The sequence below is a fragment of the Acinetobacter sp. YH12156 genome, assembly GCF_013418235.1.
GTDB lineage: Bacteria > Pseudomonadota > Gammaproteobacteria > Pseudomonadales > Moraxellaceae > Acinetobacter > Acinetobacter pseudolwoffii.
In genome coordinates this window covers 36,050-52,408 of record NZ_VPCL01000016.1, presented here as the reverse complement: position 1 = coordinate 52,408, position 16,359 = coordinate 36,050, and the positions used below count along the sequence as shown (strand labels likewise).

Here is a 16,359-nt window from a genome sequence, read left to right as displayed (position 1 = left end):
GCCTGCTTTGTCAAGTGCTATTCAATACTGCATTTCCGGTTTGATGAGTTGCTGCTCAGCAAAGGAAAAACTTCCCTCCAAAGCGATGATGCAGTGGTCAATCAGATGGATATCCACCAGTTGGCAAGCCTGTTGAATCTGGCGGGTCAATGCCAGGTCAGCCTTGGAGGGAGAGGGCCGACCCAGCGGATGATTATGTGCAATGACAATTGAGGTTGCCTGTTGGCTAATGGCATAACGTAGCAATTGATTAATAGAAATATCACATGCATTGATGGAGCCATAAAACAGTTTTTTAAAGGCAATTTTTCTTAGACTGGCATCCAGACACAGCACGGCAAACACTTCCTGAGTTTCACCGAGCAGTTCAAAACGTAAGTAATCTCTCAGCCGCTCGGAATTGGTAAGTTCCAGTGTATCCTGTTTCAGGTGCTCGGCAATGTAACGCCGTCCGAGTTCCTTGACGGCCATCAGTTGGGTATATTTACTGATGCCCATGCCATGAAACTGGCTGACTTCCTGTAAAGGTGCATCCAGTAACGCAGTCAAATGACCAAAATGCTGAATCAGCAAACGCGCCAGATCAACTGCCGAATGTTGCTGGGAACCGGAACGTAGAAAAATGGCCAGTAGCTCGGCATCGGACAGACTTTCTGCGCCATATTGAATTAAGCGTTCTCGCGGCCGTTCTTGTTCCGGCCAGTTTTTAATAGAAAATTGCATAGTTATTAGACTTATTTATTATGAATTATCAGTTTTCCCGCAAGCCGATCGCTTGGGAATGCGATTATTTAATGCTATTGTGAGCCCCACTGCAACAGCAAGGTAATCTGTTCGTGAGCTTTGATCTAAGTGTAATTCCTCATAAAAATATCATTTTGGCCGTCACTGGCGGTATTGCTGCCTATAAAAGTGCAATTCTGGTCCGCCGTCTGAAAGATGCCGGATTTGATGTGCGGGTCGTCATGACTCACGGTGCGCAGGCTTTTATTACACCTTTAACCTTTCAAGCCTTATCGGGCAATCCCGTACATACTGAATTGCTGGATACTGAAGCAGAAGCCGGCATGGGCCATATCGAGCTGGCACGTTGGGCAGATCTGTTATTGGTAGCACCGGCCAGTTGTGACACCCTGGCAAAGTTTGCCGCAGGTCTGGCCGATGATCTACTCAGCACTTTATATCTGGCGACGAAAGCACCAGTCTGGGTAGCGCCTGCCATGAACCAGCAAATGTGGGCAGCTAAGCCAACACAACGCAACTTGGCCACTTTAATTGAAGATGGTGTGCATGTGATCATGCCGGATGCCGGATCTCAAGCCTGTGGCGATGTGGGTTTAGGCCGTATGCCTGAGCCGGAAGATCTGGCACGACAAGTCACAGAATATTTCCATCAAGCACAGCGTGCGATCGCAGAAAAATTTGGTCAGCTTGCGGGTAAACGTGTCACCATCACCGCCGGTCCAACCCGTGAAGCGATTGATCCGGTACGTTATATTTCCAATCACAGTACCGGTAAAATGGGCTTTGCTCTGGCAGCTGCCTGTTATGCCGCTGGGGCAGATGTGACCCTGATTGCAGGGCCAGTGACTCTGGATACACCAAATGGCGTCAAACGCAAAAATGTCAGTTCTGCCGTAAAAATGCTCAATGAAAGCATGCAGATGCTGGAAGATGGCTGTGATATTTTTATTGCAACTGCTGCGGTGGCGGATTACCGCGTGGCGGAAGTTGCAGAACACAAAATTAAAAAATCTGGCGATGAGCTGAATGTGGCGCTTGTGAAAAATCCGGATATTGTTGCCACCATCGCCCAGCAAGAGAAACGTCCGTTTATGGTCGGTTTTGCGGCGGAAACCCGCAATATTGAAGAATATGCCGCGGGCAAACTGGTCGCGAAAAAACTGGATATGATTGCCTGCAATGATGTTTCACGTGCGGATATCGGATTTGCTTCGGATGAAAATGCCATGACAGTGTTCTTTGCCGAGCATTATCAGCTGGACAAACGTGATCTGGAAAAAGCCTCCAAGCAGGAGATTGCCCAGCAGTTGATCGAAGCCATTCATGATGCCTTGCATCGTGATCCATCCAGTGATGATGATTTTTAAAACGATCTGTATCAAAAAAGCCCTGAATCTATCAGGGTTTTTTTATGGCTGATTTTTTTATCATTAATTCAAAAAAACTATAGAAACCATAAATATTTAGTCTTAATCGAAGCGCTGATTGTTTATTGTTTTTGCAAAAAAGCATAAAATGGGTCACAGAATAAGCAAAGATAAAAATACTGCATATATCAGCTATAAGCAGGAAGTGGAAAGAAAAAAGAGGGGCGCTATGAAAAAAATCATGATGTTATGGATGGTCGCCTGTCTGGCTGGATGCAGTTATTTTGTCTCGATGGATGAACTGGCCAGAAATATTCAAACGCAGATGCAACGTGAATTTAATTCCAATCTAGATTATCAACACTATCGTTTTACCGTAAAAAAAGTCAAAATTGTTCAGCGTCAGGGGAATGAGTTTCAGGCCATTTCTCATCTGAATTATCAGGGTGAGGAATATCCCATTCATGTAAAAGTCTTTAAGGTGGATGGGGGTTATAGCTGGTCGATTGAAGATGATGCCTTTGCTTTTATTGATGAAATTGAAATTGAAAATTATCGTCAGCAACTGGATCGGGAATTACAGCAACTGGCCTCAGCCTTGGATGATCTGGAACCTGTAGATGAACCAAACCAGAATGTCTCCAGATCTCTGATCACACCAGTGGCTGAACCCACATTACAAGATGTTTCTTATCAGGAAGAGCCGATTCCGGTCGGCAATATCACGGCGTATACGCAATAACTCATGCGCAATCGCTATAAAAAAGCACCGATCATCGGTGCTTTTTGTATTTAGGATTCAACCTGTTGATGTTCGCGAACATAATCTTCGGTACGCTGCATGGCTTCCTGAATATTAAACAGCGCAGTTTCTACATCTTTCAAGGTTTTGGCATTCCCACCGCTTAGCGCCTGACGCCATTTTCGTGCGCCTGGCAAATTCTGGAACAGGCCTAAAATATGACGGGTAATAATGGATAAAGGTGCACCTTCTGCCATACGCTGGGCTATGTACGGCATCATTTTTTGCATAATCTCAAAACGGTCTGGTGCATCCAGATTCCATAACTGGCCTAGTTCAGCCAGTAAGTAAGGATTATGATAGGCTTCGCGGCCAATCATCACGCCATCCACATGTTTGAGATGTTCCAGGGTTTCAGCATAAGTTTTAATCCCGCCGTTGATCTCGATCAGCAGATCAGGACGATCCTGTTTTAAACGGTAGACATCTTCATAACGTAGGGGTGGAACGTCGCGGTTTTCTTTAGGTGATAGACCTTTTAATAAGGCAATCCGCGCATGCACGATAAAGTTATTGCAGCCAGTTTTGGCCACGGTATCGACAAAATGTAGCATCTCTTCATAAGAGTGCATATCATCAATCCCGATCCGGTGTTTTACAGTCACTGGAATATCCACCGCATGCTGCATTTCAGCAATACATTCCGCGACTAAATCGGGTTCAGCCATGAGGCAGGCCCCAATTTTATTATTCTGTACCCGGTCACTCGGGCAACCCACATTTAAATTGACTTCGTTATAACCCCAATCCTGTGCCATCTTGGTACAGATCGCGAGATCTTTAGGATTCGAGCCACCAAGTTGTAGCACGATCGGCTGTTCTTCGGTGTTAAAGTCCAAATGCCGTTTGGCATCCCCATAAATGATGGCACCTGTGGTGACCATTTCAGTGTACATAATCACATTTGGGTTAAACAGACGGGCAAAGAAGCGATAGTCTTTGGTGGTCCAATCCATCATCGGGGCAACACTGATTCGTGGTTGAAGTTTATTTTCAATGGTGGTCAGATCAGTCATTCAAAATTATGCCTTAACGAAATGGAAGAAGAAGGGATGAATAAATCACCCAAAGATTATTTTTTTTGCCCAAGCTCGCTAGGCCAACATCGCAAAAAAAGAGGGCGTAATACTAGCATAAAATCAGCAGAACGACCCGGCGAACTTGAGTCAAGCCAGTAAGTCCAGGACATAAAACAAGAAATAAAATTAGAATTCCAAGTCATTCCAGAATGGTATATTTTGATAGTAGAAACACCAATATAAAAAATGATAGAAATAAGGAGAATAATTATGCTGTTATTGGAGGAGATTTATAAAAGCCATAAAGCACAAAATTCAGCACATTTTAACTTAAAAATTCATCGTGGCTTAGGCTGGTTTAAAAAAGCGCTAGACTTGGATCAAGATCTGGATTTTAAATTCATCAGTCTATGGATTGGTTTTCAGGCTATTTATGCAGAAGAGGATGATCGGGTTCAGGGAAGGGATAAGCTGCGTCAATTTCTAGAAATACTTTGCCAAAATGATCTGGACCAGAAGATTAATCATATTGTCTGGGATAAGTACAGTCAGCCAGTCCACTCACTCTTAGTGAACCCCTATATGGAACAAAGTTTTTGGGATTATCGTCACCAGAAAATTAGTCTGGAACGCTGTAATGCTGAACTGGAAACACAGAAAAAAATCATACAGCATGCTTTAAATGAGCGAAATTCTGTAGAAATTTTAGTCGGGGTGTTTCGTCGTTTATATACATTACATCATCAGCTCATGCAGGGCGGAGTTACCTATCATAGTTCCCTGAATCACAAGTCACTCGAGGAAAGCTGCCGGATTCTGGCCGCTTTGCTGCCGGTCTTTATCTGTATTTTATTGGAAAATTCAGTTGCTCTAGATTTAAATAAACCTTTCTATCCAGCGGCTCAAGTCAGCTAAATATAGTTAAGCATCTAGGCTGCTGTCCGGGCGTGATGCCATTGATCCAGTAAGGCGAATAGGGTAGCGCCTAGGGCCAGCCCGAGTCCTGCCATACAGGTCATGCTCCAGCCCCCATGATGCCAGGCATAAACCCCTAAGGCTGAACCACAGGCACCGCCAATAAAGTACAGGGTCATATACAGTGAATTGACCCGTGATTTGGCATCCGGGCGCAGGCGGAAAATCACATTCTGATTACAGCTATGCGTAATCGCCAACCCCAGATTAATCAGTCCATAGCCCAGAATATAGCTCAGCAGCGATACCGCACCAAAATATAGGAACAGCCAGCTCCCAATCAGGATCGAACAGCCAATCCAGCTCAAGGTTTTGATATGGCCCCGATCGGCCCATTTACCAATGAATTGAGTCGACAATGCGCCAAAGACGCCGACCAGTGTCACCAGACCGACCATGACATCAGACAGCTGGAAAGGTTCTTGGGTCAGCAGCAGGGCAATGGTAGAGAACAGCATGCTCATGGCGGCAAAAGCACAAGCACCGGTAAGAGAGCGCAAGACCAATCGTGGTTCATGTTTTAATAAGCTCGCCATAGATTTGAAAATCGCTGCATAGCTGATTCTTAGGCGTGGCAGACTCGGTAATTTTCCTCGCAGATAAAAACTTAAAGCCAGCATGCTGATGCCACTGACGATATAGATCATTTTCCAGTGAAACAGGTCGGACAATAATCCCGCAATACTGGTCGAGAGCAGAATACCGACCAGCAAGCCGCTCATCAGGAAACCCACTACTTCTCCAGTTTTTTCCGGTTTGACTGCCATGGTGGCCAGGGGAATCAGGATCTGTGCCGCCACGGAAAACAGTCCGGCAATGATGGTGCCAACCCACAGCATCGGCAGGTTTATCGCACTGGCACAAATAAATAAACCTGCAGCTGCACCCAGCATGAGAAAGGGAATCAGCTTGGTTTTATTCAGCATATCGCCCAAAGGTACAATAAACAGCAGGCCTAATGCATAAGAGATTTGAGCAAAGGTAACGGTGAGTGCCACTTGTGATTCCGGCACCTGATAATATTGCTGAATCGATGAAATCAGTGGCTGGCAATAATAGTTGGCGCCGGCACATAAACCACAGGCAATCGCCATCAGCCATAATAAGGGCTTGTTTTGACTGATATCGAGGGGCGTGTTCATAGCAGCAACCTTATCTAAGCCGAGGAGAATTTAAAACAAGCAGCGCATTGATGCAGGAATGAAAGGCACTATAAGTGAGAACTTTAGGCTTTAAAAGTAGAAAAATATTACAATGACTCAATGAAAAGATCTTAGAAAACCAGTCAGGAATAATCAGGTTGCCAGATTTTTGATCAATAGCTGGCTTTATTACAATGCATAGGACAAAGAAAGAACGGAAAATCCCCTGAAAATGAAAAAAATTAAATAATGGCTCTCATTTTATGCGCAGATATGGTGCATAAACTTTATTTTAGTCACTTATTCGGTTTATGACATTAATATAATAAATGGTCAGCAAGATTTTTGTTCCTCTTGGTCTGATCATTTTAGAGATAATTGATCCTTAGACCCACAGATCTCGTTGTGTCACATCCATCAATTCAACCCTAGCTCGATGGGTGTTAAATCATAACTAAATTGAATAAAAGGTATTACTTTACAGATCAGATAGCTTATCGGGAATAAGTTCTTTATTTGTCAATAAAGTCAAATTTAGAAAACTTGGAAAGCTAAAGTGCCGCTGTCCTTAGCAGAGAGACCTATTCAGAAACGGGTAGCCTAAAGAACCAAAACAGGAATTTTGGTCAGAAAGATCAATGTAACAAAAGAAATCTCAAGTAGGCGGCTTATCAGCCGAGCGCATTTTCAGGTTTTCATTCAGGTAAATGAATATCGTTTATAAAATAATCAAATATAAATATTTGGCGTATGTAAGCCACGCACCAGTACAGCAACATTTTTATGAATCATCAGTTCAATATATAGGCATTTATTAAATAAATAGTAGGTAGTAATTTCAAACAGTTTGATTAGAATCCAAAAATTCAACAAGAACACATCCTGAGGGGAAGCATCGTTTAAGCGATGTTTACTTAAGAAAAATTAGCTTGAGGAACGCTCATGCAGATCGGAATTCCAGCCGAAACTGTTGTCGGTGAAAATCGCGTCGCTGCGACGCCAGAGACAGTAAAGAAATTGATCAGCGCAGGACATAGCGTGATTATCGAACGTAGTGCAGGGCTTAAAGCTGCCTATATCGATAGTGCCTATGAACAAGTTGGTGCCAAAATTACGGATGATGCCTACATCGGCAGTCAATTGATTTTAAAAGTTCGTGCACCGAAAGGTGAGGAAATTCAAAAACTCAATCCGAACACCGCCATCGTAGCGATGTTTGATCCTTACCGTAATACTGAGCTTGACCAATTTGCGGCACAGAACGTGTCTGCATTTGCATTGGAACTTTTGCCACGGACCTTGTCTCGTGCGCAGAATATGGATGTCTTGTCTTCTCAAGCCAACCTTGCAGGATACAAGTCAGTCCTTCTAGCTGCGGCTGAATACCAGCGCATGTTCCCGATGCTAATGACGGCTGCGGGTACAGTCAAACCGGCCCGTGTGGTGATCATGGGAGTCGGTGTCGCGGGTCTGCAAGCGATTGCCACTGCAAAACGCTTAGGCGCTATTGTGGAAGCTACAGACTTGCGTCCAACAGCAAAAGACCAAGTGGAGTCATTGGGCGGTAAATGGCTGGACGTGCCGATGTCTGCCGAAGAGCAGCAAAAAGCGGCGGATGCGGCCAAGAATGGTTATGGCTGGATGCCGGGTGAGGAATACATCCGCGATCAGGCTGCCATTGTGGATAAAGCCGTATCAAATGCTGACATTGTGATTACCACAGCGCTTTTACCCGGCCGTGATGCACCGCGTTTAATCCGTGCTGAAACAGTGGCGAAAATGAAACCGGGTTCAGTCATTTTAGATATGGCAGTGGAATCGGGCGGTAACGTTGAAGGTTCGAAATGCGGTGAAACTGTGCATACCGGCAATGGTGTCAAAATTCTCGGTATTCCCAATATTCCTTCGACAGTCTCGACTGAAGCATCGGCTTTATATGCACGTAACGTGTTTAATTTTGTCGAAACGCTGTTTGATGCCGATAAGAATTTTGTCCTGAATCCAGAAGAAGAAATTCAAAAAGCCCTACTTGTCACTCATGCCGGCCAAGTGCTGCTGAAACGTGGTTAAGGAGAAGACTCATGGTTGAAACAATTACGATTTTTGTCCTTGCCATTTTCGTAGGTTACTACGTGGTGTGGGGGGTAACACCAGCATTGCATACGCCGTTGATGGCGGTCACCAATGCCTTGTCATCGATCATTATTGTCGGTGCAATGATCCAGACTGTTGGTCTGCCGGTGATCGGTGTTGAAGGCAGCGTGGATTTCCAGACCATTAACGTGGTGAGCGTACTTGGCGCGATTGCGGTGTTCCTGGCGAGCATTAACATTTTCGGTGGCTTTGCCGTGACTGCACGTATGCTGGAAATGTTTAAACCTAAGCAAAAGAAAAAAGAGGGTTAATCCATGGAAATGATTCGAGAATATGCGGATTGGTTCTACCTGATTGGTGCCGTTCTTTTTATCCTGACGCTACGTGGTTTATCAGGTCCTAAAACTGCGATTGCCGGTAACCGTTACGGAATGATCGCGATGGCCATTGCGGTCGTGACTACCTTCTTTGTGGCTGAGAATCCGGTAGTCTGGATGATTATTGGTGCAATGGTGCTGGGTGCAATCGTGGGTATTGCCCGTGCACGCACAGTTCCAATGACCCAGATGCCTGAAACTGTGGCGCTGATGCACTCATTGGTGGGTCTGGCTGCGGTCTTGATCGCCGTTGCTGCCATTATTCACAACAACAAACTGATTGAACTTGGTCCAGACCTGTTGGCTGCCAATGGTATCAATTTCCATGAAATGAGCCGTGTTCATTTATTTGAACTGTTTGTGGGCTGTTTCGTGGGTGCGATTACCTTTACTGCATCAGTCTTTGCTTACGGCAAACTGGCTGCGAAGAAATGGGCAAAAACCATTTCAGGTGCATGGGTGAAACCGGTTCAGGCGATCATCTTTATTGCAATGTTAGGTTTTGGTATTCACTTCTTCCTGACTGGTAATATGACATCGTTCTGGGCAATGACAGCACTTGCACTGGTCTTTGGCTGGGTATGGATTGCACCTGTCGGCGGTGGTGATATGCCGGTGGTGGTCTCGCTACTCAACTCATTCTCTGGTTGGGCTGCAGCCGGGATTGGTTTCACGCTTGAAAACAACATGCTGATTGTGGCAGGTTCACTGGTCGGTTCTTCAGGTGCGATTCTGTCTTATATCATGTGTAAAGCCATGAACCGTTCAATCATCAACGTTCTGTTTGGTGGCGCAATGGGCGGTACAGCGGTTGCAGCAGCTGATGCAGGCGATAAAGCGCCACGTAACCACCGTTCTGGTTCAGCAGATGATGCGGGCTTCCTCATGTCAAATGCGGACAGCGTGGTGATTGTACCGGGTTATGGTATGGCGCAAGGTCGTGCACAGAATGCGGTCAAAGAACTTGCGAACATCTTAAAAGAGCAGGGCGTAACCGTACGTTTTGCAATTCATCCGGTGGCAGGTCGTATGCCAGGTCATATGAACGTATTGCTGGCTGAAGCTGATGTGCCGTATGAAGATATTTTAGAGATGGATGAGATCAACTCTGACTTCCCGGCAACGGATGTGGTGCTGGTGATTGGTGCAAACGACGTTGTCAACCCGGCAGCCAAAGATGATCCAACATCGCCGATTTATGGTATGCCAATTCTGGAAGCCCATAAGGCACGTACGATTATGGTGATCAAGCGTTCTATGGCAACCGGTTATGCGGGTCTCGACAATGACTTGTTCTATAATGACAAGACCATGATGATCTTTGGTGATGCCAAGAAAGTGGTGGAAGATATGACTAAAGCCATTAATGGTACGGGTCACTAATCATCTAAATCATTAGAATCCTCCTAAGTCCCCCTTTTAATAAAGGGGGATTTTTTATTTTATATCTTGGGAAAAGGATGATTAAGTGATCATCGAACGTCTATGTTGATGATGAATTGATCCTAAAATACCCATCAACTCGGTGCATAAGACAAGATGAAAATTAAAGAAAAATAGCTGTAGCTTGAGTTGTATTAACGCTTATAAAGTCCGATGAACAGGCAATAAAAAAGCGACCTACACAGGTCGCTTTTTTGAATATTTGATTTTACGCTACAGAGTTTGTATCTGCAGGATTGCGCCATAAGCTTTCTAGATCATAGAATTTACGCGCTGTTGGAAGCATACAATGAACCACTACATAACCGAGGTCGATGAGGATCCATTCAGCATCACGTTCGCCTTCAATACCAAGCGGACGGAAGCCAGCTTTACGTGCTTCTTCAGCAACGTTATTGGCCAGTGATTTGATATGACGTGTCGATGTGCCGCTTGCAATGACCATAGCATCAGCCATATTACTGATACCGCTGACATCAAGCTCAACAATTTCTTTTGCTTTTACATCTTCAAGTGCAGCATGTACGACTTTTAAGCAGTCCTGTACAGCTTGAGAATTTGAATTCATAGTAAGATCGTGAGAATTAGAAGCGCTGGGCGATGGTTCTAAATTCATGGGGTGTGTAATTTCCTAACAATTATGCATGGTCTAATATAGCGGTTTTAGTGCTGAATTTCAAATGAAGCCGCAGTCCACTCAGTCATGCTCCGGAAAGAATTCGGCTTTCCAGACAAAGGAGTCATTGGAATGCTGCATCGGCTTATATTCGGCAGCGACATAAGCTTGATATTGACTATGTTTTAACCACTGAAATATATCATGATATTGAATAGACGCCGTATTGGGTTGATGTCGTCCCGGACAATCCGCAAACTGGATATGACCAATCAGGTGAATATTTTCTTTTAAATTTTCCAGTACATCTTCGCCCATCATCGCCATGTGATAGCAGTCATACTGCATTTTTAAGGCCGGATGATTGACTGCTTCCAGCATTTCCTGAGCTTGTGCAACATTTTGAATCAAAAAACGTGGCATATCGGTGCCATTGACCATTTCAAAGACCGGTTCAATTTGATGCTCGAGCAGCATTGAACAGGCCATTTTCAGATTACTTGCCAGCGTATTCAGGCAGGGCAACAGGTCACAATCCAGAGGCTGTTTGCCTGCCAGAATATTGACCCGAGGTACATTTAAGGCCGTGGCATACTGGATGGCTTGTTCAACAGCATGACGGAACTCGATTTCCCGCCCCGGGATACCGGCCAGGCCATGGCCGCCCTGCATTAAATCACCGGCAGGCACATTAATCAGGCATAAGTTCAGTTGATGGATGCTGAGCTGATTTTGAATCTGGCCAATCGTCAATTCATAAGGAAACTGGATTTCGACATGATTAAAGCCCTGTGCTCGAGCCAGTGCGAAGCGTTCGATGAGTGGCACTTCGGTAAAAATCATCGACAGGTTAACGGCGAGTTTAATCATGTATTTTCCTTATACATTCAGGGTATTACAAAAGTAAAAATTATGCGTGCTTGAGCTGTTGAATCACAGTGGCCAGATCGGCCTCGGCAAAGCCCTGGGCCTGATGGATTTGCAGCTGTGATAAGGCCTGAGTCGCGACCGGAACATTCAGGTCAAAGCTTTGGGCCAGTTGCACGGCATTGTTCAGATCTTTAGATAAGGTCTGCACTTTCCATTGCACCGGTTCGAAAGTTTGTGTGGCCATACGTGGCGCCAGAATCTGGAAAGGTTTGGAATCGGCAAAACCACCCGCCAAGGCAGGTGCCAGTAGGCGTGTATCTACACCTGCAAGGCCCGCCAATGCCACTGCTTCCGCGATCAGGGTACTATTGGCTGCGACAATGAGCTGATTACAAATTTTGGTCGCCTGACCAGTACCGGTGTCGCCCATACGGGTAACGCGCTGTGAAAGTGCTGCATAAATTGGGTCAAGATGTTCAATCATTGTGGCATCACCACCGGCAAAAATCACCAGACTGCCTTGTTCAGCACCTGCGGTACCGCCTGAAACTGGGGAGTCAATCCAGTTCACCTGTCTGGTCTGTGCTTGTGCTGCAAGCGCGTGGGTTTGCTGCACCGAAAGGCTGGAAAAATCCACAATGATTTGATCGGCAACCAAATACGGCACGATCTGCTCAAAGACCGATTGCACCGCCTGATCATCTGCCAAGCAAGTCAAAATCACTGGATAATCCGCAATCTGATTCAAAGACAGCGCAGTTGCACCCAAGTCGATTAAGGGATGGCAAGCCACCGAGGTACGGTTCCATACCGCGACCTGAAAACCTGCCTGTAGTAGACGGGTCGCCATCCGGCGTCCCATCAGGCCCATACCCAAAAAGGCAATCTTAGTATCGCGATTTAACTGCATGCTTTTTCTTATTCCTTGCTTGGACTCTAACTCGATTTAGTTATATTGGCGTGGCACGAACTGGACTTCCGGATTCTTGTCCTTTTTGCGAGCCAGCTGACTGTTTTTACCTAGCAATAATTTGAGCTGCCAGATTTTTTCCATACGTAAAGATTTATTTGGGCGATGCTGCATGGCATCCAGTACAAACTTAGAGGCCATCAGGGCATCCGGAGAGCGTTGCAGCATTTCCTCAGCCAATGCTTGTGCGCGTGCCAGTGGTTCTTGATCCACATGGGTAACCAGACCAATCTCTTTGGCATAGGCACCGTCAAAAATCCGGGCAGTCAAGGTCAGCTCTTTGGCCAGATCAATCCCAATCAGGCCTTTCAGCGAACGGCTGAGTCCCATATCTGGTACCAGTCCCCAACGGGTTTCCATAATCGACATTTTGGTATCAGGATGTGCAATACGGATATCTGCGGCCAGAGCAAGCTGCATACCAGCGCCAAAACAGAAGCCCTGCATCGCAGCGATCACCGGCACCGGTAATTCCTGCCAGACCAGAAAGGCTTTCTGGAACAGGCTCTGACCCGGACGGATTAACTCCCAGGCCGCATAGGCACGATTTTTAGGATTATTTAAATCGGCCAGATCAATGCCGGCACTAAACACCTGCGCTTCACCGGTTAAAATGACGCAACGGATACTTTTATCTTTTTTGATTTTCTGCGCAGTCGCAACCAGTTCACGCAGCAGGGCAAAGCTCATGGCATTGCGTTTATCCGGGCGATTCAGTGTAACTGTGGCAATGCCGTTATTTTTTTCCAAGCGCACGAGTGACATGGCATTCTTCCTTATTTTTTCTGAGCCGAGCATAGCATGCGGCCTATGAGCTTGCATGACAGCTCAGTCATACTTTCTAAGTCACGGACTGAGCAGCTTCAAGTTTTAATTCAAATGTTGTTTCAGAATTTGCTGGGCGGCCTGTTCAACTTGTTCGACCACGGCTTTAAGTTCATCAAAATGTTTCAGCACGTCTTGAACAAAGTTTTCGTCGGCCTTGCGACGTTCTTTGCGCAGGGTTGAAACGAACTGTTCAAATCTGCCCGTGACTTTCTGTAAAGTTGGTGCGCCGACATAGCGGGTTGCACCATATAAACGATGCAAGACATGTTCCAGTTGCGGGAAATCTTCCAGCTCAATTAACTGCTGCATTTCAGTGAGTTCATCGGCAAAACTGTCGACCAGCATGCGCAACAGGTCTACTGCCAGATCTTCCTTATTGGCTGCCAGTTGCAGGCTTTGCTGCCAGTCCAGAATATTCGGATCCAGTGCATCAATCACATGGGCGCGTTCCAGCACTGGAAGCCGTTTAAAATGTTCGGTGGTCCAGTGGGTCAGAATCTGCACAATCTGCTCGATCTGGATCGGCTTGGTGACATAATCATCCATGCCATTTTGCAGCAGCTTATGTTTTTCATCTGACAGCGCATGTGCAGTCAGGGCAATAATCGGCAGTCGGTTATGGTTTTCAAAGGTCGATTCCAGTGAGCGAATCGCACGTGTGGTATCAATTCCCGACATCACCGGCATCTGAATATCCATAAAGACCAGATCAAAAGCCGGCTGTTTCTGCTCATAACGGCGCTGGATGATATCAATCGCTTCCTGTCCGCTCAGGGCTTTGCTGGTGGTGACATTCAGTTCAGCGAGTAATGCTTCCAGAACAATCAGGTTGGGCAAATGGTCATCGACGGCCAGAATATGCAGACCCTGACCATTAAAGTCTTCATGCTGTTCCTGATCGAAGACCGGTTGATTGCCCAGCAGCTGAATCAAGGCACTGCGGCTGAGTGGCTGATGCAGAGCACGGGCACGATGGTCGTTCAGCATGCTTGGATCGAGTTGCATCTGATAACCATATACGGCCAAATGACCCTGATAACGCGAGCGGATCTCGCGTAACAGGACTTCGCTGTCGCCACTATGATCGACGATGAGCCAGGTGTTTTCAGAATTCTGTAGATGATTCAGGCGGCTAAACAGATCCAGAATCGATGCGCATTCAATATGCTTGACCTGATAATTTTCCAGATAATGACGCAAGACGTTCGCGGTTGCCGGATGGGCCAGATAAGACACCACCGTCAATTCATTGAAATCTGGATGTTCAATTACAGTATCTTCATCGACCAGGAATTGTGCAGTAAACCAGAAAGTTGAGCCTTTTTCGGTTGGGGCACGTTCCTGATTATCTTCAAAACCAATCTGGCCATGCATCAGGCTGACCAGCTGTTTAGAAATGGCCAGCCCCAGCCCTGTACCGCCAAACTGACGGGTGACCGAAGTATCGCCCTGTGAGAAAGACTCGAATAATTTTTTACGATCGGTACCACTCAGGCCAATGCCGCTGTCCTGTACACTAAAATGCAAGACACATCGATCGATCCCCTCATGTTCCATACGTGCCCGCACGATGATTTCGCCATCCGGCGTGAATTTGATCGCATTGGAAATCAGGTTGGTCAGAATCTGCTTAAAGCGTAGCGCATCGCCAATCACATGTTTCGGTACGCTATCTGCGTAGTAGAAGGCCATATCAATATGTTTTTGTGCCGCCAGGGGTGAGAGCATGTCCATCACATCAAAAATGGCTTCTTCCAGATCGAAAGCTGCGGTTTCCAGTTCCAGTTTGCCGGCATCAATTTTGGAAAAATCCAGCACATCATTAATCAGCGCCAGTAAATGCGCCGAAGATTTACGAATGGTCTGCAAATATAAGCTTTGCTCATTGCTGAGATTGCCCTGACGCAAGAGCAGATGAATAAAGCCATCAATACTGTTGAGTGGGGTACGCAGTTCATGGGAAATATTGGCCAGAAACACCGACTTGGCCTGGTTGGCTGAAATCGCCTGGTCACGTGCCTGACGGTAAGTAATATTCTGGACTTCCAACGTGTCCAGAGTACGGCGTAAATCATCTTCGGTCTGTTCGGTATGTTCGCGCAGTTCCAGAAAGCTGAAATGCAGACGTTTCACCACATTGGCAATATCCCGTTGTAGTAAACGCAGTTCTCCAGTGCTGTTAATCACCATATGCTGACCCAGGGTGTCGGCATTCAGGCGTTGCAGCTGCATGCGAATTTCATACATCGGTGCAATCCAGCGCCGTGAGTAGAAATTCAGACAGAGTAATAACAGCAATAAGGTCAACAGACCGGTCGCAATCAACACGATCAAGACCCGGTAACGGGCAATTTCCAGCGGCTGATTATCCAGTTCAATTGCCAGCCAGCCTTTAGAAAAACTGTTTTCATTCACTTTAATGGCATAAATATGATTGTCTTTATGCAGAATCGGGCCAATAAAGTTACCGCTTTTATCAAAATCGGGCCAAGCGGCCTGTTCCTGAAAGCCGATACCTAAACGATTCTTGCCACTGTCATCCAGAATGGCTGCCCGAACCAGATGTTTTTCATTGAGCATATTCTGCATGGCATTGTGGGCCTGATCATATTGCCAGGGATACAGGCTTAAAATATCCAGTGCATACTCAGACGTGCCTTGAAAACGCGTCATAATGGCAATTGCCATCTGCTTTTGCTGGGCACGTGCGGCATTCGAGGTTTCAGTCAACACCAGCATCGCGCCAACACAGGCCAAAATAGTAATCGGCACAAAAATCAGCGCAATCAACTGTCCATAGGCGTGATTTAAGTGTAGGCGTTTAAACAGCTTTTTATTGATCGTTGACATGATTTAAGCAGTATTTTCTTTATGTCTGGCATATTAGCATGCTTTAAATCGACAGTTAAAATTTAAGCATTATTTTTATAAGGGTTCAGATCAACCTTTAAAAATACAAGAGATTTCAGTTAAATGATTGCTGAAATACAGTGAAAAGCGGGCGATGAAGACTTCAGTCGTCTGAAAGTCCGGGGCTGAAAATAACGCTTTTATATTCACAGCTGAGCTGCTTGATCTTGCTAAATCACAGGGAAATGAAGTTTATAGCAGG

General features: G+C 45.8%; 14 protein-coding genes. 6 read left to right on the top strand and 8 right to left on the bottom strand.

Annotation, left to right across the window (positions count from 1 at the left end; genetic code table 11):
• Positions 1-21 precede the first annotated feature (21 nt).
• On the bottom strand, positions 22-723 hold the full coding sequence (gene radC / locus FTU87_RS13740; protein ID WP_180097652.1) for a DNA repair protein RadC: 702 nt from the start codon (positions 721-723) through the stop codon (positions 22-24).
• Between the two features lie 113 nt (positions 724-836).
• Between radC and coaBC the strand changes: the two genes are divergently transcribed.
• Together coaBC and FTU87_RS13730 are read left to right on the top strand one after the other, a co-directional pair.
• Positions 837-2,111, top strand: a complete 1,275-nt coding sequence (coaBC, locus tag FTU87_RS13735) for a bifunctional phosphopantothenoylcysteine decarboxylase/phosphopantothenate--cysteine ligase CoaBC (RefSeq protein ID WP_180097650.1) — start codon at positions 837-839, stop codon at positions 2,109-2,111.
• Positions 2,112-2,340: 229 nt separating this feature from the next.
• Positions 2,341-2,853: a hypothetical protein gene (locus FTU87_RS13730; protein WP_100355763.1), complete on the top strand. Its 513-nt coding sequence runs from the start codon at positions 2,341-2,343 to the stop codon at positions 2,851-2,853.
• A 50-nt stretch (positions 2,854-2,903) separates the two neighbouring features.
• Here the strand turns inward: FTU87_RS13730 and dusA are convergent, their stop codons facing one another.
• Positions 2,904-3,929 carry a tRNA dihydrouridine(20/20a) synthase DusA gene (dusA, locus tag FTU87_RS13725; protein WP_373684779.1) on the bottom strand — a complete coding sequence of 342 codons (1,026 nt, stop codon included), beginning with the start codon at positions 3,927-3,929 and terminating at the stop codon, positions 2,904-2,906.
• Positions 3,930-4,202: 273 nt separating this feature from the next.
• Here dusA and FTU87_RS13720 point away from each other — a divergent pair, with 273 nt between their 5' ends.
• On the top strand, positions 4,203-4,847 hold the full coding sequence (locus FTU87_RS13720; protein ID WP_180097648.1) for a hypothetical protein: 645 nt from the start codon (positions 4,203-4,205) through the stop codon (positions 4,845-4,847).
• A 14-nt stretch (positions 4,848-4,861) separates the two neighbouring features.
• Here FTU87_RS13720 and FTU87_RS13715 read toward each other — a convergent pair whose 3' ends face one another.
• Positions 4,862-6,049: an MFS transporter gene (locus FTU87_RS13715; RefSeq protein ID WP_005098097.1), complete on the bottom strand. Its 1,188-nt coding sequence runs from the start codon at positions 6,047-6,049 to the stop codon at positions 4,862-4,864.
• A gap of 942 nt (positions 6,050-6,991) precedes the next feature.
• Between FTU87_RS13715 and FTU87_RS13710 the strand changes: the two genes are divergently transcribed.
• The 3 genes from FTU87_RS13710 to FTU87_RS13700 are packed head-to-tail and all read left to right on the top strand — an operon-like array spanning position 6,992 to position 9,903.
• Positions 6,992-8,119, top strand: a complete 1,128-nt coding sequence (locus FTU87_RS13710; RefSeq protein ID WP_179999655.1) for a Re/Si-specific NAD(P)(+) transhydrogenase subunit alpha — start codon at positions 6,992-6,994, stop codon at positions 8,117-8,119.
• A gap of 11 nt (positions 8,120-8,130) precedes the next feature.
• A complete protein-coding gene (locus FTU87_RS13705) occupies positions 8,131-8,454 on the top strand; it encodes a proton-translocating transhydrogenase family protein (RefSeq protein WP_004281642.1) in 324 nt (107 codons plus the stop codon).
• Positions 8,455-8,457: 3 nt separating this feature from the next.
• Positions 8,458-9,903: an NAD(P)(+) transhydrogenase (Re/Si-specific) subunit beta gene (locus FTU87_RS13700; protein ID WP_180097646.1), complete on the top strand. Its 1,446-nt coding sequence runs from the start codon at positions 8,458-8,460 to the stop codon at positions 9,901-9,903.
• Between the two features lie 268 nt (positions 9,904-10,171).
• Here FTU87_RS13700 and rsfS read toward each other — a convergent pair whose 3' ends face one another.
• The 5 genes from rsfS to FTU87_RS13675 all read right to left on the bottom strand — a co-directional run bounded on the left by rsfS (position 10,172) and on the right by FTU87_RS13675 (position 16,097).
• Positions 10,172-10,579 carry a ribosome silencing factor gene (rsfS, locus tag FTU87_RS13695; RefSeq protein WP_180097644.1) on the bottom strand — a complete coding sequence of 136 codons (408 nt, stop codon included), beginning with the start codon at positions 10,577-10,579 and terminating at the stop codon, positions 10,172-10,174.
• 81 nt (positions 10,580-10,660) lie between these two features.
• Complete coding sequence (locus FTU87_RS13690; protein ID WP_100329839.1) at positions 10,661-11,449, bottom strand: hydroxypyruvate isomerase family protein; 789 nt, start codon at positions 11,447-11,449, stop codon at positions 10,661-10,663.
• Between the two features lie 40 nt (positions 11,450-11,489).
• The gene (locus FTU87_RS13685; RefSeq protein WP_180097642.1) at positions 11,490-12,359 is read right to left on the bottom strand and encodes an NAD(P)-dependent oxidoreductase; all 870 of its coding nucleotides are present in this window, start codon (positions 12,357-12,359) and stop codon (positions 11,490-11,492) included.
• 36 nt (positions 12,360-12,395) lie between these two features.
• Positions 12,396-13,184, bottom strand: coding sequence for a crotonase/enoyl-CoA hydratase family protein (locus FTU87_RS13680; RefSeq protein ID WP_100329837.1), 789 nt, complete (start codon positions 13,182-13,184; stop codon positions 12,396-12,398).
• A 105-nt stretch (positions 13,185-13,289) separates the two neighbouring features.
• Positions 13,290-16,097, bottom strand: coding sequence for an ATP-binding protein (locus FTU87_RS13675; RefSeq protein WP_100329836.1), 2,808 nt, complete (start codon positions 16,095-16,097; stop codon positions 13,290-13,292).
• Between the last annotated feature and the right edge of the window lie 262 nt (positions 16,098-16,359).